The sequence below is a fragment of the Spirillospora sp. NPDC049652 genome (genome assembly GCF_040675125.1).
In the GTDB taxonomy this organism is placed as follows: Bacteria; Actinomycetota; Actinomycetes; order Streptosporangiales; family Streptosporangiaceae; genus Spirillospora.
The window spans coordinates 1-17,501 of sequence record NZ_JBFAOF010000058.1 but is presented as its reverse complement, the minus strand read 5'-3'; the positions used below and the strand labels follow the sequence as shown (position 1 = coordinate 17,501).

13 protein-coding genes are annotated in these 17,501 nt (G+C 72.0%); 10 read left to right on the top strand and 3 right to left on the bottom strand.

The features are described from left to right. The 4 genes from grpE to clpB all read left to right on the top strand — a co-directional run. On the top strand, positions 1-521 hold a 521-nt coding region (grpE, locus tag AB0J52_RS06880), incomplete at its 5' end, for a nucleotide exchange factor GrpE (RefSeq protein ID WP_500180617.1). Positions 522-842: 321 nt separating this feature from the next. Beyond that, positions 843-2,024 carry a molecular chaperone DnaJ gene (gene dnaJ / locus AB0J52_RS06875; protein WP_500180616.1) on the top strand — a complete coding sequence of 394 codons (1,182 nt, stop codon included), beginning with the start codon at positions 843-845 and terminating at the stop codon, positions 2,022-2,024. A 7-nt stretch (positions 2,025-2,031) separates the two neighbouring features. Continuing rightward, the gene (locus AB0J52_RS06870) at positions 2,032-2,481 is read left to right on the top strand and encodes a heat shock protein transcriptional repressor HspR (protein WP_500180615.1); all 450 of its coding nucleotides are present in this window, start codon (positions 2,032-2,034) and stop codon (positions 2,479-2,481) included. A 19-nt stretch (positions 2,482-2,500) separates the two neighbouring features. Then, positions 2,501-5,101, top strand: coding sequence for an ATP-dependent chaperone ClpB (gene clpB / locus AB0J52_RS06865; RefSeq protein ID WP_500180614.1), 2,601 nt, complete (start codon positions 2,501-2,503; stop codon positions 5,099-5,101). Between the two features lie 232 nt (positions 5,102-5,333). On the opposite strand, the gene AB0J52_RS06860 is transcribed toward clpB, so the two are convergent. Both AB0J52_RS06860 and AB0J52_RS06855 read right to left on the bottom strand, forming a co-directional pair. Then, positions 5,334-5,738, bottom strand: a complete 405-nt coding sequence (locus tag AB0J52_RS06860; protein WP_500180613.1) for a MarR family winged helix-turn-helix transcriptional regulator — start codon at positions 5,736-5,738, stop codon at positions 5,334-5,336. Positions 5,739-6,353: 615 nt separating this feature from the next. After that, positions 6,354-7,091 carry a TetR/AcrR family transcriptional regulator gene (locus tag AB0J52_RS06855; RefSeq protein ID WP_500180612.1) on the bottom strand — a complete coding sequence of 246 codons (738 nt, stop codon included), beginning with the start codon at positions 7,089-7,091 and terminating at the stop codon, positions 6,354-6,356. 120 nt (positions 7,092-7,211) lie between these two features. Between AB0J52_RS06855 and AB0J52_RS06850 the strand changes: the two genes are divergently transcribed. Further along, positions 7,212-9,017 (top strand): MFS transporter, encoded by a 1,806-nt coding sequence (locus AB0J52_RS06850; RefSeq protein ID WP_500180611.1) that lies wholly within the window; start codon positions 7,212-7,214, stop codon positions 9,015-9,017. A 182-nt stretch (positions 9,018-9,199) separates the two neighbouring features. On the opposite strand, the gene AB0J52_RS06845 is transcribed toward AB0J52_RS06850, so the two are convergent. Then, positions 9,200-9,355: a hypothetical protein gene (locus tag AB0J52_RS06845; RefSeq protein ID WP_500180610.1), complete on the bottom strand. Its 156-nt coding sequence runs from the start codon at positions 9,353-9,355 to the stop codon at positions 9,200-9,202. Positions 9,356-9,499: 144 nt separating this feature from the next. Here AB0J52_RS06845 and AB0J52_RS06840 point away from each other — a divergent pair, with 144 nt between their 5' ends. The 5 genes from AB0J52_RS06840 to AB0J52_RS06820 all read left to right on the top strand — a co-directional run. Further along, a complete protein-coding gene (locus tag AB0J52_RS06840; protein ID WP_500180609.1) occupies positions 9,500-10,048 on the top strand; it encodes a GNAT family N-acetyltransferase in 549 nt (182 codons plus the stop codon). A 105-nt stretch (positions 10,049-10,153) separates the two neighbouring features. Then, positions 10,154-11,887 carry a DUF7800 domain-containing protein gene (locus AB0J52_RS06835; RefSeq protein WP_500180608.1) on the top strand — a complete coding sequence of 578 codons (1,734 nt, stop codon included), beginning with the start codon at positions 10,154-10,156 and terminating at the stop codon, positions 11,885-11,887. A 287-nt stretch (positions 11,888-12,174) separates the two neighbouring features. Next, positions 12,175-15,000: a sigma-70 family RNA polymerase sigma factor gene (locus tag AB0J52_RS06830; protein WP_500180607.1), complete on the top strand. Its 2,826-nt coding sequence runs from the start codon at positions 12,175-12,177 to the stop codon at positions 14,998-15,000. 446 nt (positions 15,001-15,446) lie between these two features. Further along, a complete protein-coding gene (locus AB0J52_RS06825; RefSeq protein ID WP_500180606.1) occupies positions 15,447-16,889 on the top strand; it encodes an NYN domain-containing protein in 1,443 nt (480 codons plus the stop codon). Between the two features lie 263 nt (positions 16,890-17,152). Continuing rightward, on the top strand, positions 17,153-17,501 hold a 349-nt coding region (locus AB0J52_RS06820), incomplete at its 3' end, for a tetratricopeptide repeat protein (RefSeq protein ID WP_500180605.1).

Here is a 17,501-nt window from a genome sequence, read left to right as displayed (position 1 = left end):
CACCGGCGCCCGGGGCCCCCGGGGCGCCCGCCGCCGAGCCGGAGAGCGGCGAGGCCGCCGCGTTCAAGGAGCAGCTGGCCGAGCGCACGGCCGACCTGCAGCGGCTCAAGGCCGAGTACGACAACTACCGGCGGCGCGTCGAGCGCGACCGCGTGGTGGTCCGCGAGCAGGCGCTCGCGAACGTGCTCTCCGAGCTGCTGCCGGTCCTGGACGACATCGGCCGGGCCCGCGACCACAACGAGCTGACCGGCGGGTTCAAGTCGGTCGCCGACGCGCTGGAGGGGGTGACCGGCAAGCTCGGCCTGGAGCGCTTCGGCGAGAAGGGCGAGCCGTTCGACCCGACGGTGCACGAGGCGCTGATGCACGCCTACTCGGCGGAGGTCACCGAGACCAGCGTCGCCGACGTCCTGCAGCCGGGGTACCGGATCGGCGAGCGCGTGCTGCGACCCGCACGGGTCGCGGTCGCCGAGCCGCAGGACGGCGACGCCGCCGAACAGGCCGACGACGACCGGCCCGAGTAACCGCCGCCGCCCGGGCCTCGCCCCGGGCCACGGCGGCGGCCGGGTCGGCCGCGCGCCGGACGGCCGCGAGCCGTCCGGCGGCGGTGGTCCGGACGGCCACCCGTCCGGCGGCGCGCCCGGCGGCACCGCTTCCGGCGGCACCGCCGGTATCAGCGACCTCGCCGCTTACGGCGACATCGGGGGCGTCCCGGACGGCGGGCGCGGACCGATCGGCAGGACCCGTTCCGGGCCGTCCTCCCCCGGCGCGCGTGCGCCGCGGGGGACGGCCCGGACAGCACACCGGCAGCAGCAGACACACCAAGACGCGGAAGGCGAGGATCGGTGAGCACCAAGGACTACCTCGAGAAGGACTACTACAAGGTCCTCGGTGTCTCGAAGAACGCCTCGCAGGACGAGATCAAGAAGGCCTACCGCAAGCTCGCCCAGCAGTACCACCCGGACCGCAACAAGGGCGACGCCGACGCCGAGGAGAGGTTCAAGGAGGTCTCCGAGGCGAACAGCGTCCTGTCGGACGAGAAGCGCCGCAAGGAGTACGACCAGGTCCGCTCGATGCCGAGCGGCTTCCGCGGCGCCGGCGGCGGGCAGGGCGGCGGCTTCGGTTTCGACCTGGGGGACCTCTTCGGGCAGGGCGGTCCGGCGGGCGGCGGCCCGGCCGGCGGCGCCGGGGACCGCATCGGCGACCTGTTCGGCGGCCTGTTCAACCGGGGCGGCACCCGCACCGGGACGGGCGCGCGCCGCGCCCGGCGCGGAGCGGACGTCGAGACCGAGGTGACGCTGTCGTTCGGCCGCGCGATGAACGGCGTGACCGTCCCGCTGAAGCTCACCAGCGAGGCGGCCTGCCCGACCTGCCACGGCACCGGCGCGAAGGCCGGCACCGTGCCACGGGTCTGCCCCAACTGCGAGGGCACCGGGCAGGAGACCCGCAACCTCGGCAACTTCGGGTTCAGCGAGCCGTGCCACATCTGCCGCGGCCGCGGGCTGGTCGTGGACGACCCGTGCCCGACCTGCAGCGGCAGCGGCCGCGCGACGGGCACCCGCACCATCCAGGCCCGCATCCCGGCGGGCGTCGCCGACGGGCAGAAGATCCGGCTCAAGGGCAAGGGCGCGCCCGGCGAGAACGGCGGCCCGGCGGGCGACCTCTACGTGAACATCAAGGTCAAGCCGCACGCGGTGTTCGGCCGCAGCGGCGACAACCTCACCCTGACCGTCCCGGTCACCTTCCCCGAGGCCGCGCTCGGCGCGGAGATCAAGGTGCCGACGTTCCAGGGACAGCCGGTCACGCTGCGCGTCCCCGAGGGCACGCCGAACGGGCGGACGTTCCGGGTGCGCGGCCGGGGCGCGACGCGACGCGACGGCACCAAGGGCGACCTGCTGGTCACGGTGGACGTCCAGGTGCCGGACAAGCTCGACGACCAGACCCGCGCGGCGCTGGAGTCGCTGCGGGCGTCCGGCGCGGGCGACGACCTGCGCGTCGAGCTGCTCCAGCAGGCCAGGGAGGAGTAGGTGCCCCATGGACGCCTTCGGCGATGACACGCCGGTCTATGTGATCTCGGTGGCGGCGCAGCTGTCCGGGCTGCACCCGCAGACGCTGCGCACCTACGACCGGCTGGGCCTGGTGTCCCCGGGCCGCACCCAGGGCCGGGGACGCCGCTACTCGATGCGCGACATCGTGCTGCTCCGCGAGATCCAGCGGCTCTCGCAGGAGGAGGGCGTCAACCTGTCGGGCATCAAGCACATCCTGGGCCTGCAGCGCGAGAACGCGCGCCTGAACGACGAGCTCCAGCGCGCCCGCGAGACCCTGCAGGACCTGGCCAACGAACTCGAATCGACCCGGGCGGTCGCGGCGCGCCTCGCGCAGCAGCGCCGCCGCGGGGAATCCGGTGACGCTCCCGGGGGCGACCTCGTGCCCATCCGCGCGACGGGCGTGGTCGTCTGGCACGAGCGGGGCCGGGAGCGCTAGGGGGAGGGATCCGAAGACCATGGACTACAAGCTCACCCAGAAGTCCCAGGAGGCGGTCTCGCTCGCGGTGCGCCGCGCGGCCGCCGAGGGCAACCCGCAGGTCGAGCCGCAGCACCTGCTCGTGGCGCTGATCCAGCTCACCGACGGCACGGCCGTGCCGCTGCTGGAGGCCGTCGGCGCCGACTGGAAGGCCGTCCGGACCGCCGCCGAGGAGCAGCTGGCGACCCTGCCGAAGGCGGCCGGCTCGACCGTGTCGTCCCCGCAGATGTCCCGGCAGCTGATCGTCGCGGTGAACACCGCGGCCAACCGCGCCCGGCAGCTGGAGGACGAGTACGTCTCCACCGAGCACCTGCTGGTCGGGCTCGCCGCCGACGGCGGCCCGGTCGCCGGGCTGCTCAAGGAGCACGGCGCCACCCCGAACGCGCTGCTGGAGGCGTTCGAGAAGGTGCGCGGGCACGCCCGCGTCACCTCCGAGAACCCCGAGGAGACCTTCCAGGCCCTCGCCAAGTACGGCGTCGACCTCACCGAGGCCGCGCGCGAGGGCAAGCTCGACCCGGTGATCGGCCGCGACACCGAGATCCGGCGGGTCGTGCAGGTGCTGTCGCGGCGCACCAAGAACAACCCGGTGCTGATCGGCGAGCCGGGCGTCGGCAAGACCGCCGTCGTCGAGGGCCTCGCCCAGCGGATCGTGGCCGGGGACGTCCCCGAGTCGCTGCGCGGCAAGACGCTCGTCGCGCTCGACCTCGGCGCGATGGTCGCGGGCGCGAAGTACCGCGGCGAGTTCGAGGAGCGGCTGAAGGCCGTCCTGAACGAGATCAAGCAGTCCGAGGGCCAGGTCGTCACGTTCATCGACGAGCTGCACACGGTCGTCGGCGCGGGCGCCGCCGAGGGCTCGATGGACGCGGGCAACATGCTGAAGCCGATGCTGGCCCGCGGCGAGCTGCGCATGATCGGCGCGACCACGCTGGACGAGTACCGCGAGCGCATCGAGAAGGACCCGGCGCTGGAGCGCCGGTTCCAGCAGGTCCTGGTGGGCGAGCCGTCCGTCGAGGACACCGTCGCGATCCTGCGCGGGCTGAAGGGCCGGTACGAGGCGCACCACAAGGTGCAGATCAACGACTCGTCGCTGGTCGCCGCCGCGACGCTGTCCGACCGGTACATCACCTCCCGGTTCCTGCCGGACAAGGCGATCGACCTGGTGGACGAGGCCGCGTCCCGGCTGCGCATGGAGATCGACTCCCGTCCGGTCGAGATCGACGAGCTGCAGCGCTCGGTCGACCGGCTGAAGATGGAGGAGATGGCGCTCGCCAAGGAGACCGACGAGGCGTCCAAGCAGCGTCTGGAGCGGCTCCGCAAGGACCTGGCCGACAAGCAGGAGCACCTCAACGTCCTGAACTCCCGCTGGGAGAAGGAGAAGGCCGGGCTGAACCGGGTCGGCGAGGTCAAGGAGCGCATCGACGCGCTGCGCAGCGAGGCCGAGCGGGCCCAGCGCGACGGCGACTACGAGACCGCGTCCCGGCTCACCTACGCCGAGATCCCGCAGCTCGAGAAGGACCTCGCCGAGGCGTCCGCCGAGCAGGCCGACGACTCCGCCGACGCGATGGTGAAGGAGGAGGTCGGGCCGGACGACGTCGCCGACGTCGTGGCGTCCTGGACCGGCATCCCGGCGGGCCGCCTGCTGGAGGGCGAGACCACCAAGCTGCTGCGCATGGAGGACGAGCTCGGGCAGCGGCTGATCGGGCAGCGCGCCGCCGTGGGCGCCGTGTCGGACGCGGTCCGCCGCGCCCGCGCGTGGGTCGCCGACCCGGACCGCCCGACCGGCTCGTTCCTGTTCCTCGGCCCGACCGGCGTCGGCAAGACCGAGCTGGCCAAGGCCCTGGCGGAGTTCCTGTTCGACGACGAGCGGGCGATGACCCGCCTCGACATGTCGGAGTACTCCGAGAAGCACGCGGTGGCCCGCCTGGTCGGCGCGCCTCCCGGCTACGTCGGTTACGAGGAGGGCGGCCAGCTCACCGAGGCCGTCCGGCGGCGCCCGTACTCGGTCGTCCTGCTGGACGAGGTGGAGAAGGCGCACCCCGAGGTCTTCGACATCCTGCTGCAGGTCCTCGACGACGGCCGCCTCACCGACGGCCAGGGCCGCACGGTGGACTTCCGGAACACCATCCTGATCCTGACGTCCAACATCGGCTCGCAGTTCCTGGTCGACCCGGCCATGGAGAACGGCGCCAAGCACGAGGCGGTCATGGCGGCCGTCCGGAACTCCTTCAAGCCCGAGTTCCTGAACCGCCTGGACGACGTGATCGTCTTCGACGCCCTCTCCACCGACGAGCTGACCCGCATCGTGGACCTGCAGGTCGATCGCCTGGCGCGCCGCCTCGCCGACCGGCGGCTCCGCCTCACGGTGACCGACGCGGCCCGCGAGTGGCTCGCCCTGACCGGCTACGACCCGCTCTACGGCGCCCGTCCGCTCCGCCGCCTCGTCCAGACCGCCATCGGCGACCGCCTGGCGAAGGAGCTCCTGTCGGGCACGATCCAGGACGGCGACGAAGTGGTCGTCGACCTGGACGAATCCGCCGACGCGCTGACCGTGACCCCGGGCCGCCCAGTGGCCCTGGCCTGACCCACCCACCCGAAAGGGGCGCCCCGCAACCCGCGGGCCGCCCCTTTCCGCTTCCACCCATGTCAGCCGAACGAGCCCCCATCGCACAGGGCGGCACCCGCCAACGCGAGACTCCGCTACACAATGCCCCGCCAACGCGAACGCTCCTCGTCCCCCAAGCTCTCCCCTTCTCTCCTCTCCCTGAGAAGCGAAAATCGGGATAGCCGTGTGGGCGTGCGAGCGCGGCAGCGCGTCATCGCCGTTCGCGCAGCTCCTCGGTGGCCTCCTGGAACGCGTCGGCGGCGCGGTCGAAGTAGTCGAACAGCAGTGCCTGCTGCTCGGGCGTGTACCCCTGGATGATCGCGCCGATCTTCCGCCGCACCGGCGCGAGCGCCTCGTCCAGCCCGGACGGCTGCGTGACCGGCTCGACGATGACCTTGCGCCGGTCCTCCGCGTCCGGGACCCGCCGCACGTACCCCGCCTGCTCCAGCCGGTCGACCAGCCGCGTCGTGGGCCCGGTCGTCAGCCCGGCCCGCCGCCCCAGTTCCCCGGGCGTCAGCGCCCCGAAGAGCTTCAGGATGTTCAACGCGTAAAGATCCGTCGCCCCGAGGTCAACGGCCTTGGCACTCGCCTGCCCATGCAGCATCAACGCGCTCATGTACCGCTGATAGACCGCCGACGGCTCCCCGCTGGCCACCCACCCCACCCCTCCCAAAGAACCTGCCCAAAAGAAGCAACTTCAAAAAGGAAGCTACCACGCCCCAGAGCATCGCCCGGCACCCGCCGCCCCACCCGGAATGTCCCTCCCCCGTCTGCCCCACCTCCCCCGCCCGAACCCCAAAGCCGCAGCCCTCACCCCACAAACCGCCGCCAGCCGCCCCAGGAGCCAAGCGCTGCCGCAGGCGAACGCCGCAGCAAGCGTTCCCGCCAAAAGCACCGGGGCGCGCGGCGCGAACGCGGGTGGCAAGCGGGCGCGGCAAGAGCGCGCGGGAGACGCGGAGGGATGCGCCGGGGACGTGGGATGCAGCGTGCCCGCGCATCGGTGCCGACATCCGGCGCGGACTCGCGAGCGGGCGCGGGGGGACGGTGGAGCGCGGGTAGCAAGGCGAGCGGCGCGGCGCGCGAAGTAGGCGCGCGCGACGCAGTGCGGGGGACGCGGCGCGTGCGGTGGGGCGTGGAGGGCGTGCGCGGAGGAGGGCGCGCGTGCGCGGCAGGTGGCGGTGGCGGGGGCGGGGTGGGGTGGGTGGGTTGTGGGTGGGGGCGGGCTGTGGGGTTAGGGGGTGGTGGGGGTTGTGCCGTGGAGGAAGCGGTCTAGGCCGTAGTCGAACTCGTTGTTAGAGGTGTCGGCGGAGCTGCGGGTGGCGTTGGCTTCTCGCTGGGCCTCGAACAGCTTGCCCAGGCGGGGGTGGGCCTCCATGGCGTGCTCCATCGTGGGGCGCATCTGCTCCAGCCACTCCTCCTCGGTCTGGCCGCTGCGCGCGAGGGCGAGCAGCCACGCGGCCTCGGACGTCGTCCAGCCGATGACGTAGGCGAACAGCGCCTTCACCGTGCCGTTGCCCTCTTCGAGGGTGAAGCCGGCGTCTTCGAGGAGACCGAGCATCTCGTCGGTGAGGCGGACGACGTTGGGACCGAGGTAGGACGAGCCGACAAGGCCGAGGATGGGCGCGATCCACGGGTGGCGCAGGATCATGGCGCGCATCTCGTGCGCGAGAGCGCGGACGGCGGGACGCCATTCGGCCGGACTCTCAAGGGTCGGGACGCGCAGTTCGCCGTAGATCTCGTCCACGACCAGTTCGAGCAGCTGGTCCTTGTTGGCGACGTGCCGGTAGAGGGACGTCGCGCCCGCGTTCAGCGCCTGGCCGAGCTTGCGCATGCTCAGCGCGTCCACGCCCTCGGCGTCCAGCAGCTTGATCGCCTCGGTGACGATCTGCTCCCGGCTCAGGGTCGGGCGCGCGTTCCGGGTCTTCTCCGGACGCGCCCAGACCGAGGAGAACGCCTGATCATCGGCCATCCGTGGCCTCCTTTCGGGGTCCGGTCCAGCGTAGCGCACGACGTACCCACTTGCGCACACCGTTCCGCCATGCGTACAGTGTTCCCAACAACGCGAACACCGTACGCACCGGGAGACGAGATGAACCGCGATCCGCGCCGCTGGTGGATCCTGCTGGTGCTCTGCCTGAGCACCCTGGTCCTGGTCATCGACAACATGGCCCTGAACGTGGCCATCCCGCCGCTCACCGAGGACCTGGGGGCCGGCGCGCAGGACATCCAGTGGATTCTGGACTCCTACATCCTGGTCTTCGCCGGGCTCCTGCTCACCGCGGGCAGCCTGTCCGACCGGTTCGGCCGCCGCCGGGTGATGATCATCGGACTGGCGCTGTTCGGGCTCGCCTCGCTCGCGGGCACGCTCGCCGACTCGCCGGGGATGCTGATCGCCGCGCGGGCGGTGATGGGCGTCGGCGGCGCCCTCGTCCTGCCGAGCACCCTCTCCATCCTGATCACGGTGTTCGACGAGGACGAGCGGCCGAAGGCGATGGCCGCCTGGGGCGCGGTGTCCATGGCCGGCCTGGTCGGCGGCCCGATCCTCGGCGGCGTCCTGATCGCGCACTTCTGGTGGGGCGCGGTCTTCCTGATCAACGTCCCAGTCGCCGCGGTCTCCATCGTCGCCGCCGCCGTCCTGATGCCCGAGTCCCGCGGCCCGTGGCGCAAGCCCGACCCGCTGGGCATGGTGCTGTCGATCACCGGCATGGCGGCCCTGGTCTGGACGATCATCGAGTTCCCGAAGAACGGCATGGACGGCCGGACGCTGACCGGTGGGGCCGTCGCCCTCGTCGCCCTGGTCGGGTTCGGGGTCTGGGAGGCCCGGACCGAGTCCCCGATGGTTCCGCTCGGCCTCTTCCGCGACCGCGACTTCGCCGGGGGCAGCCTCGCGCTCACCCTGGTCGAGGTGGGCAACGGCGGCCTGCTGCTGGCACTCACCCAGTACCTCCAGTTCGTCCTCGGCTACTCACCCATGAAGACCGGCGTCTCGTTCATCCCCGTCGCGGTCGCGGCGCTGGTGTTCAACGGCCTCGGCGCGGCTCTGGTCGGCAGGCTCGGCAACCGGCTCACCGCCGTCGCCGGCCTCCTCGTCGTCGCCGCCGGGTTCGGGACGCTCGCCACCGTCGCTCCCGGGGACGGCTACTGGCCCATCGCGGTCGGCCTGTTCCTGATGGGGGCGGGCAGCGGCCTGGCGATGCCCGCCACCATCGGCGCGCTGATGGGCGCCGTCCCCGCGGAGCATGCCGGCGTCGGCTCGGCCCTGAACGACACGATCCAGCAGGCGGGTGCCGCCCTCGGCGTCGCGCTCCTCGGAACCGTCCTCACCAGCGGCTACGGGGCGGCGATGCCCGACGGCACCCCCGACCAGGCGCGCGAGTCCATCGGCGACGCCCTCGCCGTCGCCGCCCGGACCGGCGACGCCTCCCTCGCCCACCAGGCCCGCGACGCCTTCACCACGGCCATGGGCACCACGTTCCTCGTGAGCCTGGCCGGAGTCGTCTCCGCGACCGTCCTCGCCCTCGTCGTCCTGCGCGGCCGGCGCGCCCCCGCCGCCGACCCGGCCGACGCCACCACCGACACCACCCACGACGCCACCGACACGACGACCGACGACGCCATGATGAGCTCCAGCGCGGTGAGCGCCCAGGAGACGCCGGACGGCCGCGTCGCTCGGGACGCCCACGACACCCCGGCCGCCGACGACACCCCCGTGCTCGTCGGCCGCCCTGCGGCCGATGCCGGTGCGGCCAGCGTGGCCGCCGATGACCTCCCGGCCGCCGCGGTGCCGACCGGCCTCACCGGGAACGTCACCGTCGGCGCCACCGACGACGCCGACTCCACCTTCGTGACCTGCGAAGCCTCCACCGAGAACCCCTCCCCCGTCCGGAAGTCCTGACCCCGGGCCCGTCCCCCTGACGGGCCGCACGGATTCAGCCTGGCCGGACGGGGACCCCGTTCGAAAGCCGGCCCCCAACCTGTGGATAACTTCCGTCCGAGCCGCCGATCCCCCTGGTCGGCGGCTCAAGGCCTGCTCAGGGCTTGTTCGGGGCTCGGCTCAAGGCTTGCTCGGAGCTTGGGTCAGGGCTGCACGTGGCGCGTCACGGCCTGCCGGGCGATCTGGTGGACCGGGTTCGGCGGCGGAGGCAGCACACCCGCCACCAGTACCGCCCCGACCAGAGCGCCGATCATGACGACTCGGCGGGGGCGGGCTGCGGTGCGGCTGTTCTCGTTCATGTCACCGAATCTACGGATCCGCGTATGACCGGCACATGGGGCCGACACCCCGAATCGATGGTGGGGCCAGCCCCACCACCAGGTGGGTACGCGTACTCAGAAGACACCCACCCGGCAGCCGGCACTTCCTAGTAGAAATGGTGCGTGCCTGCATTGATCGCACCGGACGCACGGGTCCGCACGTCGTTTCTCGCCGCGATGGAGGAGTTCCGCGCGGAGGGCCGCGGCGCGCCGGACGACGACAGCTGGCTCGGACGGGACCTGCGGGTCTACGGCGGCCAGTGGGACGAGCCGGAGCCGTTCGCCAGATTCGTCCGGCACGTCCGGTCACTGGCGCTGGAGGAGACACCGCGCCCGCCCGACCACGTCCCCACGACGATCCTGTGGTGGGTGGACGGCGACGAGTTCATCGGACGGCTGACCCTCCGGCATCGCCTCACGCCCTGGCTCCTGGAGTCGAACGGGCACATCGGCTATGACGTCCGCCCGTCGGCACGCCGCCGCGGGCACGCGAGCGCGATGCTCCGGGCCGCCCTTCCCGTCGCGCGCGGACTCGGCATCGAGCAGGTGCTCGTCACGTGCGACTCTGACAACGCCCCGTCACGGATGGTCATCGAGCGGAACGGCGGCGTGCTGGAGGACCGCCGGGGGATCAAGCTGCGCTATTGGGTTCCCTGCGCCGTCGCCTCTTGACGCCGAGCACCCTGTGACCGGCCTCCGACGTGGCCGGCGCGCCGGTGAAGTCGAACTCGTCAAAGCATGGACGGGCGAGGCTCGCATCCAGTAGAGAGGCGAGTTATGACCGCTTTGGTACTGGGCCCGCTCCTCCGGCATGTCGGCGAACGCACCGCGACGGTGTGGGTGGAGACCGACCGTCCATGCCGGGTGCTCGTGCGCGCGGGGGACGTGGAGGCGACGGCGGAGACGTTCACCGTCCACGGGCATCACTTCGGTCTCGTGGAGGTCGATGGGCTGGAGCCGGGGGCGCGCGTCCCGTACGAGGTCGAGCTGGACGACGCCCGCGTCTGGCCGGAGGAGGGTTCCACCTTCCCGGCCAGCCTGCTGCGCACGCTGGACTTCTCCGGCACGCTGCGCGTCTCGTTCGGCTCCTGCCGACGCTCCCCCGACCGTGACAACGAGCACGGGATCGACACGCTCTCCGCTCTGGCGCATCACCTCGTGCGCACGGACGCGGCTTGGCCGGACGTCCTGCTCATGGTCGGCGACCAGGTGTACGCGGACGAGCTGGACCCGTCCATGCGCGAGATCGTGCGCGCGCATCGCGGCCAGGGGAGCATCACTGCGACGAACCTCGGAAGCGGCGCACCCGCCAACACACTCGTCGGCACGGGCGAGGTCAGCAGCACCAACAGCGACGACGCCAAGACCCAGGCGAGCGACTCGGTACACGCGTGCCCAGATGACGAGGTCGCCGACTTCGAGGAGTACACCCACCTCTACCGGCTCGCGTGGCGCGAGGACCCCGCCGTCCGCTGGCTGTTGTCCACGGTGCCGACGCTCACGGTCTTCGACGACCACGACATCCGCGACGACTGGAACACCTCGTACACGTGGCGGAAGCAGATGTGGGAGCTGCCCTGGTGGCGAGACCGCATCGTCGGGGGGATCAGCTCGTACTGGGTGTACCAGCACCTCGGAAACCTCTCGCCCGAAGCGCGCGCCACGGACGACGTGTTCGCGGCCGTGCGCGAGGCGTCGCAAGGAGGCGGCGACAGCGCCGAGGTGCTGGACGAGTTCGCCGAGCGCGCGGACCGGGAGCCCGCCACCGCGCGCTGGAGCTACGCGCACGACTGGGGGCGCACCCGCCTCGTCGTCGTGGACAGCCGGTGCTCGCGGCTGCTGACGCCCGAACGCCGCGGCATGCTCGACGACGAGGAGTTCGACTGGCTGGACGGGCGGTTGCAAGGAGACGTGGACCATCTGCTGGTCGCGTCGTCCCTGCCGTACCTGCTCGCGCCCGCCGTCCACCACGCCGAGTCGTGGAACGAGGCCGTCGCGGAGGGCGCGTGGGGCAAGCGCGCCGCCGGTCTCGGGGAGAAGGTCCGGCAGGCGGCCGACCTGGAGCACTGGGCCGCGTTCGAGCGGTCCTTCCGGGAGGTCGCGAACGACGTCATCGCCGTCGCGCGTGGGGAGCGCGGCACCGCGCCCGCGACAGTCGCCTTTCTCTCCGGTGACGTCCACTTCTCCTATCTGGCCCGGGTCGTTTCCCCTCACGCGTCTTCGCAGGTCGTGCAGATCGTGTGCTCGCCGCTGCGCAATCCGCTTCCGAGCAAGTTCCAGTGGGCGAACCGCCTCGCGTGCGCGCGAGGCGTGGGCGTGCCGTTCCGCTGGCTCGCCCGGATGGCGCGCGTCCCGCGTTCCCCGCTGCGCTGGCGCATCACGGACGGCCCGTGGTTCGACAACGCGATCGCGACGGTCGAGCTGACCGGGCGCGACAGCCGCGTGCGGTGGCAGTCGCCGACCGCGCCGACGGAGCTGTCGCAGGTCTCCACGGTGCCCATCACCCGGTGAGGTGTGTCCGTTCCGCCCCCTCCTGCACCGGAACGGACACACCCCTCGTCCGGACCATCGGCGCCGCACCCCGCCCCCTCTCCGGGGCGAGCGGCGCCGATGGCGTCCGGGCACCCAGATCCAAAGACGCGGAAGCGGTTTAGTCATGACGCGGTTTGCGGAATCATTCTCCGCGACGTTTCGTGGTCAAGCCATCACCATCGGTTCCCAGGGTCGCGCGGCCATGCGACGCTCCGTCCCCGTTTCCCGGCGGACGCCCCGCATCCGTGCTTCGTCCTGGAGGACCCGTGAGCGAAACCGCGTCCGAGGCGGCCGCGCCCGATGGCGGAGCGGATCCGCCCGGAACCAGCGCGGAGCCGTCCAACGGCGGAGCAGACCCATCCGGGCGCGGATCCGAGAGCAGTGACGCGGCGCTCATCGCGCGCATACGCGAGGGCGACCTCACGGCCTACGGCTCCCTGTACGAGCGGCACGTGGCCGCCGCGCGCGGGCTGGCGCACCACCTGGTCGAGGGGGACGCGGCGGACGACGCGGTCCAGGAGGCGTTCGCGAAGATCCTGGACGCGCTGCGGCGCGGCGGCGGTCCGCGATCCGGGTTCCGGCCGTACCTGCTGACGGCGGTCCGGCGGACGGTGTACGACCGGTACCGGGGCGACAAGCGGTTGCAGAGCACCGACCAGATCGAGCTGTTCGACCCGGGCACGCCCTTCGTCGATCCGGCGCTGGAGGGCCTGGAACGCTCGATGATCGTGCGCGCGTTCCGATCGCTGCCCGAACGCTGGCAGGACGTCCTGTGGCATACCGAGGTCGAGGGCGAGAAGCCGGCGGATGTCGCGCCGTTACTCGGTCTCACGGCCAACGGTGTCGCGGCGCTCGCCTATCGCGCGCGCGAAGGGCTGCGCCAGGCGTACCTGCAAATGCACGTGGCAGCCTCGTTCTCGGCGCAAGGCCCGTCCCTCGATACGACGGCTGCTGGTACGAGCACGCGCGGGACCACTGCCGGAGCGTCGGTGCCCTCTCCCCGCCAAAGCGACGCGGAGACAGTGGGCACGTCGGCCACCGAAGGTCCCGCCGCGAGCCGTCCGGATGCGAGTGCGTCCGAGGAGTCGGCTGGTGCGCGCGCGATGCCGCGAAGCCTGGTCGCCTTCACCGGCGCGATGCCGAGTTCGGATGCGATGCCTGCTGCGGCGACCACGGCGTTCGGCAGCGCTCCGGCCGCAATGGACGAGGTGGACGAGAAGTGCCGTCCCGTCCTGGAGATGCTGGGCGCGTACGTGCGAGACGGCCTCGCGAAGCGGGACACGCAGCGCGTCGAGAGACACCTGCACGACTGCGAGAACTGCAAGGCGCTCTACGGCGAACTCGCCGACATCAACACCGCCCTACGCGAGGCTCTCGGACCGCTGGTGCTCGGTGGTGCGGTCACCGCCTACCTCGCGGCCGCCACGAAAGGTGGCATTGCCGGAGGCGGCCTTTGGACATGGTTCCGGCATCTGCCCAAGCGGCAACAAAAGGCACTCAGTGCGGGCGGTGTCGCGGCGGTCGTTGCCGCAGGTGTCGCGCTCGCGCTCACCCCGGTATCCAACCATCGGCCCCTCCCGCGTGTGCACGAGCCGTCGCTGGCCGCGCCTTCCGCAGTTCCCCCTGCACCGGGCGTCCCGGCAGCACCGCCTGCGAAGCCGAAGCCACCCGCCGACAAACCCGCGCCTCATCCGCACCCGAGCCCAAGCAGGAACCCTCAGACCAGCCCGAATGCGCCGCGTCCCAAGCCTCCGACTCCCGTCGCCCTACCGGCGAAGCTGAGCGTCAGCATCAATCCGGTGGGTTCGCTCATGCACAACCAGCCCGGCATCGTCGGGATGTCGGTGCGCAACTCCGGTGAAGGCCCTTCAGACGACCTGGTCGCGGATATCGCTTTCCCTCCCGGCGTCTCCTACACAGGTGTCGCCAGCGGACGAAACAGCGCGTTCCTCAAGCCGCTCGTGCCCCCGGGAGGCGGGTGGTCGTGCCGTCCCATGAGCGTTCACACCGGTGGCGCCCGCTGCACGCACGCCGCACTGCCCAAGGGTGAGACCGCTTCGGCCTACTTGCGTGTGGAGGTCGGCGGGACGGCTCCCACAGGCACACCTCCCACGGTCATGCTTCACACGGGAAAGCAGAAAGTCGCGGCGCGCGCGTCCTGGGGAGTGGTCAAGGGTGGGCTGCCAGCGCGTTTCGCCACGGACGGCAAAGCGCGCGTCATGGCGGTAGGCAACTCCCTCATGAGCTGCGACGAGAGCGTGCCGAACTGCAAGCGGGCACTCCGCCGCCAAGGGAACGAGCAGGACGACGATTTCTGGGACATGCGCCCTGTGGACCGCGACGACGATCCGTCCACCAAGTCGTCCAGTGCGGTGCGGCTGGCCCTGCCCTCGAAGTCGTCCGTTCTCTGGGCGGGCATGTACTGGTCAGGGGTGACGAAAGGTTCGCCCACGACCCCAACTACAGCATCGGCACCGGTGACCGCGCGCCTCCGTCCGCCTGGCGGCAAGTACGAAACCGTGCGTTCTACCGAAGTGCGGTCTGAGCGCCTTCCCGACTTCAGCGCGTACCAGGCGTTCGCCGACGTCACCAGCCTCGTGCGCGCGCACGGGAGCGGCCAGTGGTGGGGAGCCGATGTCCCGACCGTTCCCGGAGCGTCGCACTACGCCGGATGGAGCCTGGTCGTCGCCGTCAAGGATCCGGCTGCCCCGCTACAGCAGATCGTGGTTCTGGACGGTCCGCGCCCGCTCGGCCCGACAGGCGACCGTCGCATAGACATACCGCTCAACGGATTCGTTCCGGCGGCCCGTCCTGCACACATCGGGCTGGTCGGCTGGGAAGGCGACGCGGGCCTCACCGGCGACCGGCTCCTCCTGGACGGACGCCCGCTCACGCCCAGCACAGGCAGCCGCTCGGCGGACAACGTGTTCGACAGCTCCTCCATCGGTGCCCTGGGGCCTCCCCTGACGTTCGGTACGGACGTGGACGACTTCACCGCCGTCCTCGGCCGCCGCTCCTCGCTCTCCGTGGAGACCAAGCAGGACGCCCTTCTTCTCGGTGTCGTCACAGTGGCCGCGCCGATGCGCAGCTGAAGCCCGCTGCACATCGTCGGACGATGAGGGGACGTGCAGCGGGAGCCGGACCACGGACGGGCCATGGGCTGGTCATGGGCTCAGCGGGCGACCCGCCCGCTTCGAACCATGCGCCGCGAGTTTCCGTAAAGATCATGGACGGGGCCCGAGGGAGGGGCCGGAACGGCTGGTAGCGTCCGCGCTGGAGCCGCCCGTCCGGCGGGCGGGACGCAGGCCGGAGCCCTGGTGCCTGGAGGGCTCGCGTACGGCGGACTGTCGTGAAAGAGTGTCGAATCGCCGTATTGGCCTACCGGGCTTGCGGGCTTCACTACGCTGAGAACGCCCGGGGTCTTCGACCGGCCCACGTCCGAGAGCCAGGAGGGCGGGCCCGATGAAGGTGACCCTCGCCGGCCTCGCCACCGGGCGGGAGCCGCATGAGGTCCCGTGTTGACGAAAGGCGGTGCCGCATGGATCGCTGTGCGCTGTTCGTAGACGCCGGCTACCTGCTGGCGGACGGCGCCATGGCGGTGCACGGCACTCGCCATCGGGAGGCCGTGTCCTGGGACTTCGGCGGCCTGCTCCAACTGCTCGGCAACCTCGCGCGCGAGCGCACGAGCCTGCCCATGCTGCGCTGCTACTGGTACGAGGCGACGGTCGAGGGACGCCGCGCTCCCGAGCACGAGGCGCTCGCCGACCTTCCCGGGCTCAAGCTGCGGCTCGGCCGCATCCGCCCCGGCCGCCGCGAGGGCGTGGACACCGAGATCCACCGCGACCTGATGACGCTCGCCCGCAACGGCGCGCTCGCCGACGCGGTCGTGGTCAGCGGCGACGAGGACCTCGCCCAGGTCGTCGCGGACGCCCAGGACCTCGGCGTCCGGGTCACCGTCGTGCACGTCGCCGTCGACGGCAACTGGACGATCTCGCGCGTGCTCCGGCAGGAGTGCGACGACCTCATCGAGATCGGCTCCAGCCACCTGCGCCCGTACGTCAACCTGCTCACCGGCGTGGAGAGCGCGGGCTCCACCGGCGCGTCCGCGACGGCGCCCGGCCCGCTCGCGAACGGCAGCGGGCATGGCAACGGACACGGCGGCGTCGGCAGCGGGACGTTGAGCCCGCTCCACTCCAGCACGCACGCCTCCCCGCCGCCGTCGTCCCCGATCACCGGGCAGCCCACCTCCGCGAGCCATTCGAGCTCCGCGAGCGGTATGGGAAGTGGCGGCAGTGACCTCGGCTCCGGTCCGCCCGGGCTGGGCTCCGGCAGTTCGTCCTCCTCACTCGGTTCGAGCAGCGGCATCGGCTCTTCCGGACTCGGCCCCTCCATTCCGGGGCTCGGCTCGTCCGCGCCGGGGATGGGCTCCTCCGCATCCGGCCTCGGCTCGTCCTCGTCCTCGTCCGGGATGGGGTCGAACCCGCTGAGCGCGCTCGGGCTCGGGTCGTCCGGCACGTCGGGTTCGTCGTCCAGCCAGTCCGCGCCGTTGCACGCGGCGCCCACGCCGGGGCCGTCGGCCGCCAAGCCCTCCGTGCCGACGCAGCCGCCGTCCACCGGGCAGTACAGCTCGCCGCCCCCGCCGATGTCCCCTCCGACGTCGATGCCGTCCCAGCCGCACGGCCCGTACACGGGCCCGCAGCAGATCTCGCCGCTGCCCGTCCCGGCGCAGAGCGCTCCGAACCTCTCGGACGCGGTGAAGGCCGCCCACCAGGAGGGCCAGGACTTCGGCGAGTCCGTCGCCCGCGACGCGCCGGCGCTGTGGCTGGAGGCCGTCCTCGCGCGCAAGCCGCGCATGCCGTCCGACCTTGAGGCGCGCCTTCTCCAGGGTTCCTCGCTCCCGATCGACTTCCTGCTGCACGACGAGGTCCGGCACGCGCTGCGGCGCGGCTTCTGGGACGCGCTGGAACGCTCTCGCCGCTGACCCCTCTCGCTCCCCAGCCCCGGCGTACGCGCCGGACACGAGACCGTCTCCCCACGCGTCCGCGGACCGTCATCTGCCGTAACGGTCTGTCTTCGCTGCATGTCTCCGCTGCGTGGGGTGGTCGTGCGTATGCGCCGCAGCGAACGGGTTCGACCCGCCTTGCCCGCGTTCACACCCCCGTTGACCTGCGGGAAACGCGAATTCATCAGCGATCATCCGAGATTCGCCCGCTTCGGGTGTGCGACGCCGGGTAGCGTTGAGGCGTGACGCATGTGACGGAAGACGATCTCGACGATCTGGAGTTCGACACGCTGCGCACGGGCGATCACATCGCGGCGGCACGGCGGCTGGCCGAGCTCGCCGACGCCGTGTCGGGCGGGGTGTCGCGCGCCAACGTGCTGCTGCGCGCGGGCGAGCAGTGGCAGCACGCCGGCGAGCACGACCGCGCGGCCCAGTTCTACCGGCGTGCGGTGGAGGACGGCGGCGAGACCTACGGCGACCCGCGCGCCTACCTGGCCGACGCCCTGTTCGAGCTGGGACGCGTCCCGGAGGCGCGGGCCCTCGTCAGCGACATCCGCGGGGACGCGCCACGCGACCCGGAGGTGTACCGCG

What these genes read in the sequence shown, in the direction of transcription:
- AB0J52_RS06870 (WP_500180615.1), top strand. Translation starts at nt 2,032, where the DNA reads ATGGACGCCTTCGGCGATGACACGCCGGTCTATGTGATCTCGGTGGCG.
- clpB (WP_500180614.1), top strand. Translation starts at nt 2,501, where the DNA reads ATGGACTACAAGCTCACCCAGAAGTCCCAGGAGGCGGTCTCGCTCGCG.
- AB0J52_RS06860 (WP_500180613.1), bottom strand. Translation starts at nt 5,738, where the DNA reads ATGAGCGCGTTGATGCTGCATGGGCAGGCGAGTGCCAAGGCCGTTGAC.
- AB0J52_RS06855 (WP_500180612.1), bottom strand. Translation starts at nt 7,091, where the DNA reads ATGGCCGATGATCAGGCGTTCTCCTCGGTCTGGGCGCGTCCGGAGAAG.
- AB0J52_RS06850 (WP_500180611.1), top strand. Translation starts at nt 7,212, where the DNA reads ATGAACCGCGATCCGCGCCGCTGGTGGATCCTGCTGGTGCTCTGCCTG.
- AB0J52_RS06845 (WP_500180610.1), bottom strand. Translation starts at nt 9,355, where the DNA reads ATGAACGAGAACAGCCGCACCGCAGCCCGCCCCCGCCGAGTCGTCATG.
- AB0J52_RS06835 (WP_500180608.1), top strand. Translation starts at nt 10,154, where the DNA reads ATGACCGCTTTGGTACTGGGCCCGCTCCTCCGGCATGTCGGCGAACGC.
- AB0J52_RS06825 (WP_500180606.1), top strand. Translation starts at nt 15,447, where the DNA reads ATGGATCGCTGTGCGCTGTTCGTAGACGCCGGCTACCTGCTGGCGGAC.